Annotated in this window: 11 protein-coding genes; 9 read left to right on the top strand and 2 right to left on the bottom strand. The window is 62.3% G+C overall.

Going from position 1 to position 16,724, the window contains the following annotated elements; all coding sequences use genetic code 11:
• Positions 1–3 precede the first annotated feature (3 nt).
• Positions 4–2,814, bottom strand: coding sequence for a DivIVA domain-containing protein (locus ICL81_RS07820; protein WP_188034360.1), 2,811 nt, complete (start codon positions 2,812–2,814; stop codon positions 4–6).
• A gap of 282 nt (positions 2,815–3,096) precedes the next feature.
• On the opposite strand from ICL81_RS07820, the gene ICL81_RS07815 reads away from it, so the two are divergent.
• The 6 genes from ICL81_RS07815 (at position 3,097) to ICL81_RS07790 (ending at position 11,771) form a co-directional block, all read left to right on the top strand.
• Positions 3,097–5,112 carry a glycosyltransferase gene (locus ICL81_RS07815; protein ID WP_188034359.1) on the top strand — a complete coding sequence of 672 codons (2,016 nt, stop codon included), beginning with the start codon at positions 3,097–3,099 and terminating at the stop codon, positions 5,110–5,112.
• 9 nt (positions 5,113–5,121) lie between these two features.
• Positions 5,122–6,090, top strand: coding sequence for a tetratricopeptide repeat protein (locus ICL81_RS07810; protein ID WP_188034358.1), 969 nt, complete (start codon positions 5,122–5,124; stop codon positions 6,088–6,090).
• 5 nt (positions 6,091–6,095) lie between these two features.
• Entirely contained in the window at positions 6,096–7,331 is a 1,236-nt protein-coding gene (locus ICL81_RS07805; RefSeq protein WP_188034357.1) for a cysteine desulfurase family protein, read from the top strand.
• Positions 7,332–7,374: 43 nt separating this feature from the next.
• Positions 7,375–8,535 carry a tRNA 2-thiouridine(34) synthase MnmA gene (mnmA, locus tag ICL81_RS07800; protein ID WP_188034356.1) on the top strand — a complete coding sequence of 387 codons (1,161 nt, stop codon included), beginning with the start codon at positions 7,375–7,377 and terminating at the stop codon, positions 8,533–8,535.
• Between the two features lie 86 nt (positions 8,536–8,621).
• Positions 8,622–10,979: an NAD-dependent DNA ligase LigA gene (gene ligA, locus ICL81_RS07795; protein ID WP_188034355.1), complete on the top strand. Its 2,358-nt coding sequence runs from the start codon at positions 8,622–8,624 to the stop codon at positions 10,977–10,979.
• Positions 10,980–11,156: 177 nt separating this feature from the next.
• On the top strand, positions 11,157–11,771 hold the full coding sequence (locus ICL81_RS07790) for a DNA-3-methyladenine glycosylase I (protein WP_188034354.1): 615 nt from the start codon (positions 11,157–11,159) through the stop codon (positions 11,769–11,771).
• Positions 11,772–11,811: 40 nt separating this feature from the next.
• On the opposite strand, the gene ICL81_RS07785 is transcribed toward ICL81_RS07790, so the two are convergent.
• Positions 11,812–12,732 (bottom strand): LysR family transcriptional regulator, encoded by a 921-nt coding sequence (locus tag ICL81_RS07785; protein WP_188034353.1) that lies wholly within the window; start codon positions 12,730–12,732, stop codon positions 11,812–11,814.
• Between the two features lie 132 nt (positions 12,733–12,864).
• Here ICL81_RS07785 and gatC point away from each other — a divergent pair, with 132 nt between their 5' ends.
• From gatC to gatB, 3 genes are read left to right on the top strand one after another with little or no spacing between them, the layout of a single operon-like run.
• Entirely contained in the window at positions 12,865–13,185 is a 321-nt protein-coding gene (gene gatC / locus ICL81_RS07780) for an Asp-tRNA(Asn)/Glu-tRNA(Gln) amidotransferase subunit GatC (protein ID WP_188034352.1), read from the top strand.
• Positions 13,186–13,196: 11 nt separating this feature from the next.
• A complete protein-coding gene (gene gatA / locus ICL81_RS07775) occupies positions 13,197–14,708 on the top strand; it encodes an Asp-tRNA(Asn)/Glu-tRNA(Gln) amidotransferase subunit GatA (RefSeq protein ID WP_188034351.1) in 1,512 nt (503 codons plus the stop codon).
• Complete coding sequence (gatB, locus tag ICL81_RS07770) at positions 14,708–16,222, top strand: Asp-tRNA(Asn)/Glu-tRNA(Gln) amidotransferase subunit GatB (RefSeq protein ID WP_188034350.1); 1,515 nt, start codon at positions 14,708–14,710, stop codon at positions 16,220–16,222. The genes gatA and gatB overlap by 1 nt, the downstream gene beginning before the upstream one ends.
• Positions 16,223–16,724: the final 502 nt, after the last annotated feature.

Raw genomic sequence — 16,724 nt, 5'->3', positions numbered from 1 at the left:
GGGTTACTCTGCCTGATCTGCTTCGGGAATGACTGCGGTCTCGCCGGTGGCGTTGGGTGCCTCTTCGGAAACGACCTCGACATCCACGTGGCGCTCCGCTGCGGTGTTCATCTTCTGCGCATTGGTCAGCACTTCACCAAGGCTCTCGAAGTAGCGCGCAACCGCGCCGCGTTCGACCTTGAGCTGGTTCATGCGATCCTCTGCCGCTGCAAGCACCTTGGTCGCGCGGTCCTCTGCGGCGACCCAGGTCACCTGCGCACGCTGCTCGGCTTCGACCATGATCTCTGCAGCACGCTGTTCGGCAGCCGCACGGATCTTCATCGCATCCTGTTCGGCGTCAGCCGTGAGTTCCTGGTGCTCCGCGCGTGCCGCGGCAAGCTGTTCGCGCAGCGCAACCAGTTCTGTGGTCGCAGCATCGAGCTCTGCCTTCGCCGCAGCTGCTGCCTCGCGCTGACGGTCTGCCAAATCGGTTTCGAGCTGCGAACGCTGATCCGCTACGGTCTGCGCGGTCTCGGTGCGCTCGGCCGCGAGCTGTTCACGGGCCTCACGGACCTCGGTCTCAGTGGTGTCGCGCAGCGTTGCGAGCTCGGTTTCTTCGCTTGTGCGGAAGTCAGCGAGTTCTTTCACCGTGTTGGCGCGCAGGAGATCGGTCTCCTCGGTCGCGGTGGCGCGGATCGCGGCTGCTTCGCGAGCAATCGAAGCTGCTGCCTCGTCGCGCTCGCGAAGTAGATCTTCGTCGTGCTGTGCGCGAAGCTTGATGAGTTCACGCTCGTGTTCGCCGCGTTCGCGTTCGATGTCTGCATTGAGGCTCGCACGATCACGTTCGATGCGCAGTTCGAGCTGTTCGCGATCGAGACCCAGCTGGGTCGCGGATTCTTCACGTGCCAAACGAAGCTGCGCTTCAGCCGCGGCAGCCTCGTCAGCGAGACGCTGAATGTGTGCGGCAAGTTCGCCAGCGAGTGACTCGTTGTGCACGGTGACTTCGTCGGCAAGGCGGGCCGTGTGCTCGGCGACCTCGTCGGCAAGCTGGATGCGCTGCTCCTCAGCCGCGGCATCACGCGCTTCGACTGCTGAAAGTCGTGCCGCCTCGAGTTCGTCAGCCAGCGCGCTGCGCTCGCCCTCGACGCGAGTCCGATGCTGTTCCCACTCGGCGATGAGACGATCCTGATGCGATCCAAGCTCGCGCGAAATGCGCTCGCCGTGCGCCTGTCGTTCAGCGGCCATGCGATCTGCGTGCTCGGTGCCTTCGGTCTCGATCCGCTCCTCATGCGTTGCGCGTTCGGACGCAAGGCGCTCGTCATGCGCGAGCGCTTCCGCGGCGATCCGTTCGTCATGTGCAAGCGATTCTGCAGCAATACGTTCGTCATGAGCGAGCGACTCTGCAGCGATACGCTCGCTGTGCGCGGTGCTCTCTGCCTCGAGGCGAGCCTCGTGAGATTCGATCTCAGTAGCGAGTGTCGCATCGTGGGTTGCGCGCTCGGATGCGAGGCGTTCCTCGTGCGCATTGCGCTCTGCCTGCACCGAATCATCGTGCGCGGTGCGCTCGTCAAGGATCGCAGTCTCGTGGGCAGTGCGCTCAGCGGTGAGCTGTGCGGTCTGCTTCTCGCGTTCGGTGAGGAGTTGCGCGTCGTGGTCCTCGCGCTCGCGGGTGAGCGTCGCATCGTGCGTTGCGCGCTCACGTTCGCGAAGCTCGGTTGCGTGTGCGTTCAGTCGCTCGCGCTCGCGCTCAGCCTGATCGGCAAGGGTGCGGATCTGTGCGGCCTGCTGATCCTGCTCGCGTGCGGCAGTTGCCTCGTGTTCTGCGAGCTCCTGGGCAAGTCGTGCTGCGTGCTGTTCAAGCTCTGCCGTGATCCGCGCATCGTGCGCAGTGCGCTCTGCCGTGATCGCTTCCTCGTGCTCGGCACGCTCCTGCGCGATGCGACCACGCAGTGTGGTCATTTCGTTCTCGAGATCACGGCGCTGGGCGTCGGTCGACGCTGTCAGCTGGCGCTCGAGCTCGGTGTACTTCTCTTCAAGCTCAGCTTCTTCGCGCTGACGGCGTGCCTCAAACTCGGCGCGATTCACTTCTGCCTCATGGGTGAGGCGTGCGCGCTCGGCTTCGACCTCGCGGCGAGTTTCCTCACGCTCCGTCTCAAACGCCGCAGCCGATGCTTCGGTGGAGTTTGTGAGCGCTGCTGCGGCAGTCTGTGCCTCGCCAAGGATGCGCTCTGCTTCACTCTTGGCCGTCGCAAGCTCTGCACGAGACTCGCGATCTGCGGTCTCACGAAGCGAAAGTGACTCACGTTCAGCGGTCGTGCGGACGCGCGTTGCGGTGTCGTTCGTCTCAGTGAGGATGCGCTCGCGCTCCTCATTGGTCTCTGCGGTGATCTGAATGACGTCGCGGCGCGCGGCGCTAATGATGACCTCGGCCTGCTCGTTCGCGGAGGTCAGGAGCTCATCTGCTTGAGTGCGTGCCTGCGCGAGAACGCGGTTACTTTCTTCTTCGCTCGACTTACGCAGCTTGTCTGCATCAAGGTCCGCTTGCGCCATCAGTGCCTGAGCGTGCTGTTCGGCCTGCTGCAGGCTCTTCTCGACGCGGAGTCCGAGGCCTGAGTAGCCTGATGCACCCAGTTCGGCGACCTGCTCCTGAAGCTCTGCGATGAGGGCACGCTGACCCTCGCCAGCTTGCACCTCGGTCTGGTGCGCGTTCTGCAGTGCGGTCAAGTGGGACTGCAAAGTCGACATGCGCGTGCTCAAATCATTGAGATGCGCATCCACCTCTTCCCGCTGGTAGCCGCGAAATGAGACTGAGAACTGCTGTGCTGCGTCGGACACATGGCCTCCGGATTCGTTGGGTGCTCAGGCTCGACAAACATATCTATCGCGCCTGTGTAACTGACCAATGATAACCCGATTGCGGTGTTGGAATGGGGGAAGAGTGCGGCTGGGAGTCAACACAGTTCTGGCTGATTCATCTGCGCTCCACAGCTGCATTCCGGTACCGTAGTAAGGAACTGTAGGTTTCGGCGACCGTCGAAGCTTTCCCGTCCACTTCCTGTCGGCGGGATAAGTCAACAAAGTACGGCGGCTCTCGGGCCACCATTGGAGGACTTCCCGGTGCGATATTTCCTTGCGATCGCGACGCTGGTATTAGCGGGCGTGCTGTTAGTGCTTGGCGTTGGCCAGCGCACCTTCCTTGCTGGGCCTGCTGAGCTTCGGTATCCGATCTCGGAGGAAAGTGACGCGCCGTACTTCGTCGTTGACGCAGATGACATGCAAGACGTTCCCGGCCAGGGCAATGTCGTGCTCACCTCGCCTGACTCATTCGTTGCAATCGCAAAGACCCGCGACATCGAGGGCTGGATCGCTCCCTTCGAGAGTGACGGTGCAACCTACGACGCTGCGAGCAAGACCTTTATTGTGAAGCCCGGTTCCGGCGCTGCAGGCGATGGTTCCGATGCGGATCAGACGGCTACCGACGAAGCACCTGCCGAGGCCGATGCTGCAGCGACCGATGCAGCGGCGACCGATGCAGCGGCAACCGATGAAACCACCGAGCCAATGGAGCCAATCAATCCACGTGGAAGCGATCTTTGGCTTGAGTCTCGTGAGGGTCCCGTCGATGGTGAAAAGCAGACCCGACTTCCGGTGTCGCTGCAGCCTGACGAGTCGCTGCTCTTCGCAACCGATGGCGAAGCACCAGCGCCAGATGACGCTGCACTTGTTTGGGTACAGGATCGCAATACCCCGTGGGCAGGCCCGCTCCTGACTGCGGGTGGCGTGCTCGCCATCGCTGGTCTCGTGCTGTACCTCCTCGCATTCGACCATGACCGTCGTGGTCTTGGCCCCCGTCGTGGTCGTCGCGGCGCATTCCAGGGGATCCGAAATATGTTCAGAAGCAAGAAGGTTGCTTCGACGCTGCCTGAATCGCCCACGACTGAATCACCCGCATCTGAGGTGCCCGCTGCGGTAGAAGGATCCGCGTCCGAGCCGGGAACGGATGCACCAGAAGCAACAGGTCCAGAGGCAACTACACCCGAGACTGGCAACTCCGACGGAGGCACAAAGAAGATGTCCCGATTCGCGCTGCCTGTCGTCGGCATGGCTGCCGTGCTTGGCCTGAGCGGCTGTTCGCCAACGTACTGGCCAAGCTTTGAAAACGAAGAGCCAGCCGTCGTCGAAGAAGTCGTTGAAGGTTCTGGCGCCGCGCCGGTGCCCGTGACCGACGGTCAGATCACCGCGATCCTGGACAACGTAGCCGAGGTAACGAAACAGGCCGATGCTGATCTCGACGCAGAGCTCCTCGCGCAGCGCTTCACGGGCGATGCCCTCACGCAGCGCGCAGCGAACTATACGATCCGCAAATCGGTGAGTGATTATGCTTCGGTTCCCGATGCCATCACCTCGGAATCACGTGACTACCAGCTGGTGCAGAGCACCGAGGGCTGGCCTCGCACACTCTTCCTAACTGTTGCGTCCAAGGCCCCCGAGGCGGCTGAAGGTGACGAACAGGCCGAAGCGCCGTCAGTTGCGATGCTTCTCACCCAGGAGTCGCCGCACACCAACTACCTCGTGACTCGCGTGTTCTCGCTGCGCGGCGGCATCACAATGCCGCAGGCAGCACCTGCCGAGGTGGGTACGGCGCTCCTCGCGAACGACATCTCAACGATTGCGGCAACGCCCGAGTCGGTCGGCGAAATGTACGCCACGTTCCTTGCCACTGGCAAGGACGCAGAAGGTGCAGATCTCTTTGACCTTGAAGATAATCTCCTCTTGGAGAAGTACGGTGCTGCCTGGGTAGCGCAGTCGAAGCAGAAGGCTGACACCGACAAGACGCCGATGAAGTTCTCGGTGACCGCAGCGCAGGGTGAGCAGCCCGTGGTTGCGCTCTCTACAGGCCTCGGTGGAGCGCTTGTTGCCACAACCGTGCTTGAAGACCAGATCGTCGAGTCAGACGGCTATGCACCTAAGGCGGCCAATGAGGTCACCGCAATTTCGGGCCTCGAAGGCCAGAAGAAGAAGCTCGTGCGCGAGGTTGCACACCAGCTCCTGTTCTACGTCCCGACCAAGGATTCCGGCGAGAAGATTCAACTCCTCGGCGTAACAAGTGAGCTCGTTGGAGCGAAGGAGTAAGTGAACAGCATGAGTCAGCGTAACCCTATGCCGAGCATTCCCGGTGGTGGCGTCGATCTGAGCCATTTGGCAAACCGTCCGCAGGGCGGCCAAGCTCCCGGCGCTGGCGCAGGTGCGGGTGGTCAGCAGACTGCCTCGGCAGTCGACGTCCCGTCTCTCGTTATGGACATCAGTGACTCGACCTTCGAGCAGGCAGCGCAGCTGTCGGGCATTGTTCCCGTCGTGATCTCGCTGTGGTCTGAGAGCAGCGAGCCCGCGAAAGAGCTGAATCCCGTCCTTGAAAAGGTCACCCGTGACCTTGGCGGCCTCATCATGCTCGCGAAGGTCGACGTTGATGCAAACCCGCAGCTGACGCAAGCGTTCGGCCCGCAGGCTATTCCGACCGTCGTTGCACTCGTTGGTGGCCGCCCAGTTCCGTTGTTCCAGGGTCCGCTCGCCGAGACACAGATCCGTGACTTCATGGCACAGCTCCTGCAGCTCGCAGAACAGCAGGGTGTGACTGGCCGAGTGGCAGCTCCCGACGCGACAGGTGACGGCACTCCGGTGCCCCCGCCTGCAGCGCGTGTTCCTGAGGCGCACATCCCTGCGATGGAAGCGGCAGAGCGTGGTGACTACGCTGGCGCGATCGCCGAGTGGCAGGCCGTTCTGCAGAAGGCTCCCGCAGATCAGGCGGCAAAGGAAGCGCTCGCACAGATGAAGCTGTTGCTTCGTCTGCAGGGTCAGACCGTTGACGGTGTGCGCACGGCTGCTGCCGACCAGCCCGACGATCTCAACGCGCAGATGCTTGTTGCTGACCTCGACCTTTCGGGGGGCCATATTGAGGACGCATTCCTTCGCCTCCTTGAACTCTTCGAAAAGAGCGACGAGGCGAACCGTGCGATCGTTCGCACCCGTCTCCTCGAACTGTTCGAAGTCGTCGGCCAGGCTGATCCGCGCGTCAACGCCGCTCGTGGTCGCCTCGCATCGCTGATGTTCTAACCTCGATGCTCGACCTGAACGACACGGCGCCCGGCGCCACTGAGGGAGCTTCGGCGTACCTCGACCACGCAAGCACCTCACCCATGCCGGATGAGGTGCTTGCGGCGTACGCGCGTGCGCTTCAGACCGTCGGTAACCCTGCCTCGACCCACAGCCACGGCCAGCGTGCAAGCGAGGCGCTGGAAAGCGCGCGCGAACGCATTGCTGTCGCGCTCGGTTGCGGCTCAGCAGAGCTCGTGCTCACCGGTGGTGGCACCGAATCAATCAACCTTGCGCTCAAGGGTGGCTTCTGGGCTCGCCAGGGTCGATCCGCACGCCCGGTCATGTTGGTCGCTGATGGTGAGCATCACGCGACCATCGAAGCAGCGGAGTGGCTGCGCGATGAGCAGGGCGCGATCGTGCGCTGGCTGCCGATCGACGCTGAGGGTCGCCTCGCACCAGAGACGCTCGCTGCGGCAATCGCGGAGGAGAACGCTGGGGGCGCGGATCGTGTCGCACTCATCTCGTTCCTTTGGGCGAACAACGAGGTCGGCACCGTCCAGCCGGTGAAGGAACTGTGCGCGATCGCTCAGGCTGCTGATATTCCGGTTCACGTTGACGCTGTGGCAGCCCTCGGTCAGATCCCGGTTTCGCTACGCGATTCCGGCGCAAATCTGATGAGTGTTTCGGCGCACAAGATCGGTGGCCCTATGGGCGTCGGTGCGCTCGTCGTTGATCGGCGCCTCACCGTAAGCCCGCTGTTCCACGGCGGGTCCCAGCAGCGCGGCCGCTCCGGCACCCAGGACGTCGCCGGCGCAATTGCCTTCGCCCGCGCGATCGAACTGTCACTTGAAACTGATGGCACCCCGCGTACCGACCGCATCGCACGGCTTACGAGCCGTCGCGACCAGCTCATCGCTGGCGTGCGCGCGATCGATCCCACCGCGGTACTTCGGGGCGCGGATCCGGCAGCGGGCCACCGCCTCGCCGGCAGCGCGCACTTCACGTTCCCTGGCTGCCAGGGTGATTCGCTCGTCTTCCTTCTTGACTCGGCAGGCGTCTCGGTTTCCGTTGGATCTGCGTGCCGCGCCGGTGTCGCCGAAGTCTCTCACGTGCTGCTCGCCATGGGCCTGCCAGAGAATGTTGCGGCCGGTGCACTTCGTCTCACGCTGAGCCCTGACACGGCAGTCGCCGAGATTGACGCGTTTCTCGCGGCGCTGCCGATTGCGATCGAACGCGCCCGGGTCGCCGGATTTGTCTAAACCTGGGTAACGATTCCCGGCGAGGTCGCGTAAACTCTTTCGAATGAAGATTTTGGCTGCGATGAGTGGCGGCGTTGACTCAGCGGTTGCTGCAGCTCGCGCCGTTGAGGCAGGGCACGAGGTTGTCGGTGTCCACCTGGCGCTGAGCCGTATGCCGGGCACGCTGCGTACCGGTTCGCGCGGTTGCTGCACGATCGAAGACGCAATGGATGCCCGTCGCGTCGCGAACCTGCTCGACATTCCTTTCTATGTGTGGGACTTCAGCGAGCGGTTTAAGGCAGATGTGGTCGATGACTTTATCGCCGAGTATGCCGCGGGCCGCACTCCGAACCCGTGTATGCGGTGCAACGAGAAGATCAAGTTTGCAGCGCTGCTCGATAAGGCAATCGCACTTGGCTTTGACGCCGTGGCCACCGGCCACTATGCGACCCTCATTGACGGCGAGAACGGTCGTGAACTTCACCGCGCGAGCGCGTGGGCGAAAGACCAGTCATATGTGCTTGGTGTCCTCACTGAGAACCAGCTCGATCACTGCTATTTCCCGCTAGGCGATACGCCTTCGAAGGCGATGATTCGTGAAGAGGCGGCGGATCGCGGCATCCAGATCGCGCAGAAGCCCGATAGCCATGACATTTGCTTCATTCCTGACGGCGATACGCGCGGCTGGCTTTCGGATCACGTGTCGCGTGAGCCAGGCGAGATTCTCGACGAGGCTGGCGAGGTCATCGGCAAGCACGATGGCGCGCACGGCTACACCGTTGGCCAGCGTCGCGGGCTCCAGCTCGGTCGTCCGGCCGATGACGGTAAGCCCCGATACGTGCTGTCGATCCGCCCAGTATCGAACCAGGTAGTTGTCGGTTCGAAGGACCGTCTTGCAATTGAGCGGATCACCGGTGGTCGCTACAGCTTTGCTGGTGAGCCCGGCTTCGACCTCTCGGAGCGCTTCGCGTGCGAGGTGCAGATTCGTGCCCACGCTGATCCCGTACCTGCGTTTGCGCGTTTGGAGCCGATCCGCGACGAGGACCGCACCGAGCAGCACCGTGCCGAAGCAACTCACGAGCTCGTGGTTGATATCAATCTGCAGCTCGCGGAGCCGCTGCTGGGTGTTGCGCCCGGCCAAACGGCAGTGATTTACGTTGGCTCGCGCGTGCTTGGCCAGTTCACGATTGACCGTGCGCTCGCAGAAGCTCCGGTCGCCGCGTAGGTAGCGGGGCCGCCCGTCATAGGGGCGCGTGGCGGAATGCGCGTGCCAAGAGTGCCGATGTCGGTGGCTGAACTTACACTGGAACGGTGACTACGAACACCGACTCTGCAGCAGCACTTCCGCGCGACTTTGATGAGGCGCGCGCCGAGGTCGACCGTTTGACCGAAGAGATCGAACGGTTCCGTCTGGCATACCATTCAGACGGTGTGAGCTTGGTGTCTGACGCTGAGTACGACGAACGGTTCCGCAGGCTCGAAGCTCTCGAGCAGGAGTTTCCCGAGCTTGTCGGTCAAGATAGTCCCACCCGCGAGGTCGGTGCTGCGGTCGCATCAGTTGGTTTCCCTGAGCACACGCACGCCGAGCGGATGCTGAGCCTCGACAACGTGTTCTCGCTCGACGAGTTCCGCGAGTGGGCAGCCAAGACCCGTGCGGCGGCTGGGCGTAACGTGCGCTGGCTGAGTGAACTCAAGATTGACGGCCTCGCGATCAGCCTCGCGTACCGCAACGGTGTGCTTGAGACAGCGACGACCCGTGGCGATGGGCGCACCGGCGAAGACATTACCGAAAACGTTGACCTCATTCCGGTCATCCCGCGTGAGCTGATGGGGGAGAACCTTCCCGAGTTCTTCGAGGCGCGTGGCGAGGTATTCCTCAGTGGTGAGGCGTTCGCCGAGCTGAACGAGCGCCAGCATCGCTTGCAAGAAGACTTCGCGGCAACGCAGCGAGCAAAGGGAATCGCTGACGGTGACATTAAGGTGCGCTACCCAGAGTTCGCGAACCCACGAAACACGGCTGCGGGTTCGCTGCGCCAGCGTGCCGACAATAAGAGTGCAGACGAACTCGTGCTCATGCGTGAGCGTCTTGGCAAGCTCTCGCTGTATGTTCACGGCATCGGTGCATGGGAGCACCCAGGATTTGTGAACCAGTCAGATGCGTACGAGCTTCTCGCGAGCTGGGGTCTACCTGTGTCTCCGCATTCCCGTGTGTTTGATACTGCTGAAGAAGTTGTCGATTTTATTCGGGAGAGCGGTGAAAACCGCCACGGCTTCGAGCACGAGATCGACGGGATCGTCATCAAGGTCGATGAACTTGAGCTTCACGCAGAACTCGGAGAGACCAGTCGCGCACCGCGTTGGGCGATCGCATACAAGTATCCGCCAGAAGAGGTGCACACCAAGCTGGTCGACATTCGTATTGGCGTCGGCCGTACAGGACGTGCGACCCCTTACGCGGTCATGGAGCCGGTTCGAGTGGCCGGTTCGACCGTGAGCCAGGCGACCCTGCACAACCAACAGGTCGTGAAGGCGAAGGGAGTGCTGCTCGGTGACACTGTCGTGCTTCGCAAAGCAGGCGACGTGATTCCTGAGGTGCTCGGCGCGGTCGTCGAACTACGAGACGGCACCCAGATCGAGTGGCAGATGCCGAAGAACTGCCCCGAGTGTGGAGCTGAACTGCGCGCGATGAAGGAGGGCGATATCGATCTGCGTTGCCCGAACGCGCGTGCGTGCCCCGCGCAGGTGCGCGGTCGCGTTGAACACATCGGTACCCGCGGCGCGCTCGATGTCGAGGTGCTCGGCGCGATCACCGCGGCCGCGCTCACGCAGCCCGAGGTTCCTGCTACCCCACCCCTCGAGACCGAGGCAGGTCTGTTCGAACTGACGCTCGATCAGCTCGTTCCTATTGAGGTCATCGTGCGTGATCTTGAGACGGGCGAGGTCACCATCGACGAAGAGACCGGTGAACCCAAGCGACGGAAGCCGTTCCAAAAATTGAGCGCGGCAACCTACCCGCCCGGCTGGGAAGATGCGACGCCTGCTGAGCGCCGTCAGGCCGGAATTAAGAAGGACTACCGCGTTGCGGTGAAATCTAAAGACGCCGACAAACTCCTCGAAGAGCTTGAGAAGGCGAAGACCAAGCCGCTCTGGCGACTGCTCGTCTCACTGAATATTCGGCACGTTGGTCCTGTTGCGGCGCGAGCGCTCGCAGACTGGTTTGGCTCGCTTGACGCGATCCGTGCGGCAACGCTCGAAGAGCTTTCCGCAGTTGAAGGTGTCGGCAGCATCATCGCGGAGTCGCTCCAGGCTTGGTTTGAGGTCGACTGGCACCGTGAGATTGTTGAGCGTTGGACGGCGGCTGGGGTGCAGTGGTCGACGCCAGGTCATCCTGGCCCCGGTGGTGCAGTTGCCGAGGGCGGTGTCCTCGAAGGCTTGACTGTCGTGGCAACCGGCGCGCTCGACGGCTTTACTCGTGACGGCGCGAAGGAAGCGATCATTCAGGCCGGCGGTAAAGCGGCCTCGTCGGTCTCGAAAAAAACCGACTACGTCGCAGCGGGGCCGGGCGCTGGCTCAAAGCTCGGCAAAGCCGAAGAACTCGGCATTCCAGTGCTTGACGCTGAACAATTCGCGATTCTCGTGACGGAGGGGCCTGCAGGCCTCAATCTGTAAGTCCTGGCTTCTGGCAGAGGCCGGGGTACCCATGAGCGTTGCCCACAGGTACCAATCTTTGCTGGTGCGGCGATCTTGTTCGCAAATTCAGTTATTTTTCCAACGGGGGAGCGAACCGTGGTTTGCTACTGACCGGCAGCGTTTTCAATCTGCTGCTAAGTGAAAGAAAGTGAGCTGATGAGCACCTACCAACCCGCGTCCGATGTTGTGCGCACGCCTTGGGCTGAACAAGATCCCCTGCTAACGGAGTACTACGACACCGAGTGGGGCATGCCCGTGCGCGACGAACGCGGGTTGTTCGAGCGGATCTCGCTCGAAGGGTTCCAAGCGGGGCTTTCATGGTTGACGGTTCTCCGAAAGCGCGAGGGCATCCGAGCAGCGTTCCACAACTTTGAGATCGAGCGCGTCGCTCAGATGAATGAAGCAGACATCGAACGCATCCTCGAGATGCCAGACATGATTCGAAATCGCATGAAGGTGAGGTCGGTCATCCAGAATGCGCAGCTGGTCATGAAGATGTGGCACGACGGAGAGACTCTGAACGAGCTTGTGTGGAGTGCAATGCCCGCTGTTTCGCCTGCCGCACATACCGAGAATGAAATTCCGGCTTCCTCGCCGGATTCGGTAGCTCTCGCAAAAGCGCTGAAGAAGCGAGGCTTCCGATATGTCGGTCCCGTTACTGTCTATGCGCTTATGACCGCAATCGGGGTCGTTGATGGGCACATCGTGAGTTCTCACCGCCGTGGCTGCTCAGGGCTCTGGAACATCGACGGCACTCGCACGCATGCATAGTTCTGGGAGCGGAAAATGATCCGCGTCCCGATTGCTGTGGCTACTCTGCGTTGGGCATGGTGAATTCGCCGAGCACCTCGCGCAGCCACGCGAGTGCCGGGTCACTGTCAGTCTCGGAACGCCACACCATCGACACCGTGAACGCTGGAACCGGAACTGGCACGGGGGAGCAGCGCAACCCCTCTGCTGCCGCGAAGGCGCGCGCAGCATAGTCGGGCAAAGTTGCGATCGCGGGCGAGCTCTTCAGCACCGCGCCGAGGCCAGCAAAGTGGGTAATCGAGAGCGGCATGTGGCGTAGTGAGGTTGCTGACTCGAGGAGATCATCGATGAAGCCACGCTGTGCATCGAACGAAACGCGGATGTGCGGCACCTCGGCAAATTCCTTGCGGGTGATCGGACCCTTACGGAGGCGCCACGTCGGCGCGTACAGGCAGAGCCAGCTACCAGCAAACATCGGCTGCACACGATGGGCAGCGGATCGGTCCAAGGGTGTTACGCAAATGGCGACGTCGTTGCCACCGGTAGCAAGCGCCTCTTCATAGAGACGCGAGTTGGTCTGGTGCACTGCGAAGCGAACGCGCCAGCCCTCATCAAGCGTGCGGCGCAGCAACCATGGCGCGACGACGGCCTCAATGTCATCTGACATGGCCAAGTGAAACGTGCGCGTCGACGTGACAGGGTCGAAGGTCGACTTCGGGTGGAATACCTGCGACAAGCCACCAAGCGCCGAAGAGATCGCGCCAGCAATCTCGATCGCATGCGGCGTCGGGGTCATTTCACCGCGGCCGCGTTCGAACAGTGGATCGCCAAGCGCCGCACGCAAACGCGACAGCGCAGCGCTCACCGCACTCTGTGTGAGATGCAGTTTTTCTGCCGCACGAGTGACGTTCCGCTCCTGCATGAGGGTATGGAAAACCACGAGCAGGTTGAGATCGACGCCCTTGAGATCAATCACGTTCATACTCCCATCGTAGAGATGATTCAGAGTGATGGTGATCCGCGCACTGCTTGTGAATAATCACCGCTGAATGTCTGCCCCGTCGGATAGGATGGTGTGGTTTGAAACCCGTCCACGCCTGAATGATGGAGCAGCATGTCTGACACCCATGCGGCGAACAACGAGATCACGACCGAGACGGTCGAACATCTTGCTGGTCTCGCCCGGATCGCCCTGACCCCCGAAGAGGTCGCAAGCCTCACGACTGAGCTGGGCTCGATCCTCACGAATATTGCGAAGGTGAGCGAGGTTACGACTGCGGACGTGACCGCGACGAGCCACCCGATCCCGCTCACGAACGTGACGCGCAAGGACGAAATCGCAGATGTCCTGTCGCGTGAAGACGCGCTGAAGAACGCTCCCGATCAGGCAGACGGCATGTTCCGTGTGACCTCGATCCTCGGTGAAGAGCAGTAGGAGGGGCACCAATGACTGAATTGATTCGACTGACAGCCGCAGAGCTGGGCGCAAAGCTCGCTGCGGGTGAAGTATCGGCTGTTGAGGCTGCGCAGGCGCACCTTGACCGCATTGCAGAGGTTGACGGCTCGCTCAACGCGTTCCTTGCAACCGACGCGGAGGCATCGCTTGCCGCCGCGCGCTCGATCGACGAGCGCCGTGCAGCCGGCGAAGAGCTCGGTGAGCTCGCGGGCGTTCCCGTTGCCATCAAGGACATCCTCGTGACGACGGACATGCCGACCACCGCTGGTTCGAAGATTCTCGAGGGCTACCAGTCGCCGTTCGACGCAACCTCGGTTGCGCAGGCACGCGCTGCAGGTCTCGTGAACATCGGCAAGACCAACATGGACGAGTTCGCAATGGGCTCGTCGAACGAGACCTCGGCGTACGGTGCAGTGCACAACCCGTGGAACCTCGACCGTATTCCCGGCGGCTCCGGCGGCGGCTCGGCTGCGGCGGTTGCTGCGTTCGAGGCCCCCCTTGCGTTCGGCTCTGACACCGGCGGATCGATCCGCCAGCCCGCAGCCTTCACCGGTTCGGTTGGCTTCAAAGGCACCTACGGCAGTGTGAGCCGCTACGGTGCGATCGCGATGGCATCGTCGCTCGACCAGATCGGCAGCTGCGCGCGTACCGTCCTCGATACCGCCCTCCTGCAGGACGTCATCAGCGGCCACGACGCACACGATTCGACCTCGCTCAAGCACGAGTGGCCGTCGTTCGCGGCAGCAGCTCGTGAAGGTGCAACCGACGCACCTCTCAAGGGTCTTCGCGTTGGCCTCGTCAAGCAGCTCATGCTCGACGGTGCGCAGGCAGGGGCAAAGGCACGCTTCGAAGAGGCTGTCGCAATGCTCACCGCGCAGGGCGCAGAGGTCATCGAGATCGACACCCCGCACTTCGAGTACGCAGTTGCTGCGTATTACCTCCTGCACCCCGCAGAGGCATCGAGTAACCTCGCGAAGTTCGATTCGGTTCGCTACGGTCTCCGCACCGGTCAGGGCACCGTTGAAGACGTCATGAGTGCTACCCGTGCGGCGGGCTTCGGCGCAGAGGTGAAGCGACGCATCATCCTCGGTACCTACGCCCTCTCGGCTGGCTACTACGACGCGTACTACGGCAACGCACAGAAGGTGCGCACGCTCATCCAGCGCGACTTTGCGCAGGCATTCGAGCAGGTCGACGTTATCGCTTCGCTCACCGCCCCCACCACCGCATGGGAGCTCGGCAAGAAGCAGGACGACCCGATGGCTGCGTACCTCAACGACGCAACCACGATCCCCGCGAACATGGCAGGCATTCCCGGCCTCTCGCTCCCGATCGGTACCGCGGCAGAAGACGGCATGCCCGTTGGCCTGCAGCTCATGGCGCCCGCATATGAAGATGCGCGCCTGTTCCGCACCGGTGCAGCAATCGAAGCGCTCATCACTGAGCGCGATGGCACCCCGTTCTGGGCTACGGCTCCCGCACTCGGAAAGGCGACCGCGTAATGGCAAAGACCAAGCTCATGGATTTCGACAAGGCTCTCGAGCTGTACGAACCGGTCATCGGCCTCGAGGTTCACGTCGAACTCAACACCAAGACGAAGATGTTCTCGTCGGCACCCAACACCTTCGGTGCTGACCCCAATACGAACATCACCCCTGTTTGCCTCGGTCTCCCGGGCTCGCTGCCCGTCGTGAACGAGCAGGCCGTTCGCTACTCGATCAGCCTCGGCCTCGCGCTCGGCTGCGAGATCCAGGAAGTATCGGGCTTTGCTCGGAAGAACTACTTCTACCCTGACCTCGCGAAGAACTACCAGATCTCGCAGGCTGATGACCCCATCGCCTACGACGGTGAGGTTGAGATCGAGCTCGAGTCGGGCCGCATCATCAACGTGCCCATCGAGCGCGCTCACATGGAGGAAGACGCTGGCAAGCTGAACCACGTTGGTGGATCGACCGGCCGCATCCAGGGTGCAGAGTACTCGCTCGTCGATTACAATCGCGCTGGCGTTCCCCTCGTGGAGATCGTGACCCGTCCGATCTTCGGCGGCGAAGCAGATACTCCCGAGATCGCAGCTGCGTACGTTTCGACGATCCGCGACCTCGTTACCGCTCTCGGCATCTCTGACGCTCGCATGGAGCGCGGCAACATCCGCTGTGACGCGAACGTTTCGCTCCGCCCCCGCGGCAACGAGGATGCAGGCATGTCGGTGCTCGGCACGCGTACCGAGACCAAGAACGTGAACTCGCTCCGCTCGATCGAGCGTGCGGTCCGCTTCGAGATCCAGCGCCAGGCGCGCATCCTTGACGAGGGTGGCACCATCACGCAGGAGACCCGTCACTGGCACGAGGACACCGGCGAGACCTCGCCCGGCCGTCCCAAGAGTGACGCGGACGACTACCGTTACTTCCCCGAGCCCGACCTTGCACCGCTCACGCCTTCGCGCGAGCTGGTCGAGGAGCTGCGCGCAGCTCTTCCCGAGCACCCGACCCTGCGTCGCCGTCGCCTGCGCGACGAGTGGCAGTTCTCGGCGCTCGAGTTCCGCGATGTCATCAACGCCGGACTGATCGATGCGATCGAGTCGACCGTTGCTGCAGGCGTTCCCGCACAGGCTGCGCGTAAGTGGTGGACCGGCGAGATCGCACGTATCGCCAAGGAGCGCGAGGCAGAGCCCACCGACCTCATCACCCCGGCGCAGATCGCCTCGGTTGTTGAGCTCGTTGACGCTGGCACGCTGAACGATAAGCTCGCTCGCCAGGTCATCGCTGGCCTGATCGATGGCGAGGGCACAGCAGCTGAGATCGTTGAGGCTCGCGGCCTCGCAATCGTCTCGGACGACGGCGCACTCATCGAAGCAATCGATGCAGCGCTCGCGCAGCAGCCCGACGTTCTCGCGAAGATTCGCGACGGCAAGGTGCAGGCAGCCGGCGCAGTCATCGGTGCAGTCATGAAGGCGATGCGCGGCCAGGCAGATGCCGCCCGTGTACGCGAGCTCGTGCTCGAGCGCGCGGCTGGCTAAAGCTTTCGCTTCGGCTTCGGCCGTTGAAGTGGGGCGTTCCGGAATTTCCGGGGCGCCCCACTTTTTGTGTGTTTGTTTGTTTGCGCGGTGCAGTGCAGTCTTGCTTTGCCGCTACCTCGCCGAGATAGGCCTGTTTTAGCGAGATTGTCCCTTTCTTGCGCAAGTAACCCCTGTTTTTTGTTGGGAACTATCGTTTTCGAGGGGTTGGCGTTGGCTGTTGGCCGTGGTTTTCGGGTGCGGGGCGCGGATCATTCCAAGCTGTGGTCGGGTGTTGCTTTTGTGGGTTTTCTGGTGGTGGCTTGGGGGAGTGGTGGGGGCGCGCCCGGGATGTGGTCTGGGTTTGCGCTGGGGTGTGGATCGGCGTAATGTAATCCCTTGTCGCCGCAACGCAGCCGGGCAGCATCGCTGGCCTGGTTGATTCGCTTGCGGTTAACCGAAACCTACGGGTTTTGGTTGTTGGACTGCTTTTCGGAAGGCCATTGGTTTGGTCGGTACGGGGAGT

The sequence above is a fragment of the Leucobacter sp. cx-328 genome (assembly GCF_014530035.1).
In the GTDB taxonomy this organism is placed as follows: domain Bacteria; phylum Actinomycetota; class Actinomycetes; order Actinomycetales; family Microbacteriaceae; genus Leucobacter.
The sequence above is the reverse complement of the archived record's forward strand: the minus strand, read 5'-3'. Positions and strand labels throughout refer to the sequence as shown.

What these genes read in the sequence shown, in the direction of transcription:
- ICL81_RS07810 (WP_188034358.1), top strand. Translation starts at nt 5,122, where the DNA reads ATGAGTCAGCGTAACCCTATGCCGAGCATTCCCGGTGGTGGCGTCGAT.
- ICL81_RS07805 (WP_188034357.1), top strand. Translation starts at nt 6,096, where the DNA reads ATGCTCGACCTGAACGACACGGCGCCCGGCGCCACTGAGGGAGCTTCG.
- mnmA (WP_188034356.1), top strand. Translation starts at nt 7,375, where the DNA reads ATGAAGATTTTGGCTGCGATGAGTGGCGGCGTTGACTCAGCGGTTGCT.
- ICL81_RS07790 (WP_188034354.1), top strand. Translation starts at nt 11,157, where the DNA reads ATGAGCACCTACCAACCCGCGTCCGATGTTGTGCGCACGCCTTGGGCT.
- ICL81_RS07785 (WP_188034353.1), bottom strand. Translation starts at nt 12,732, where the DNA reads ATGAACGTGATTGATCTCAAGGGCGTCGATCTCAACCTGCTCGTGGTT.
- gatC (WP_188034352.1), top strand. Translation starts at nt 12,865, where the DNA reads ATGTCTGACACCCATGCGGCGAACAACGAGATCACGACCGAGACGGTC.
- gatA (WP_188034351.1), top strand. Translation starts at nt 13,197, where the DNA reads ATGACTGAATTGATTCGACTGACAGCCGCAGAGCTGGGCGCAAAGCTC.
- gatB (WP_188034350.1), top strand. Translation starts at nt 14,708, where the DNA reads ATGGCAAAGACCAAGCTCATGGATTTCGACAAGGCTCTCGAGCTGTAC.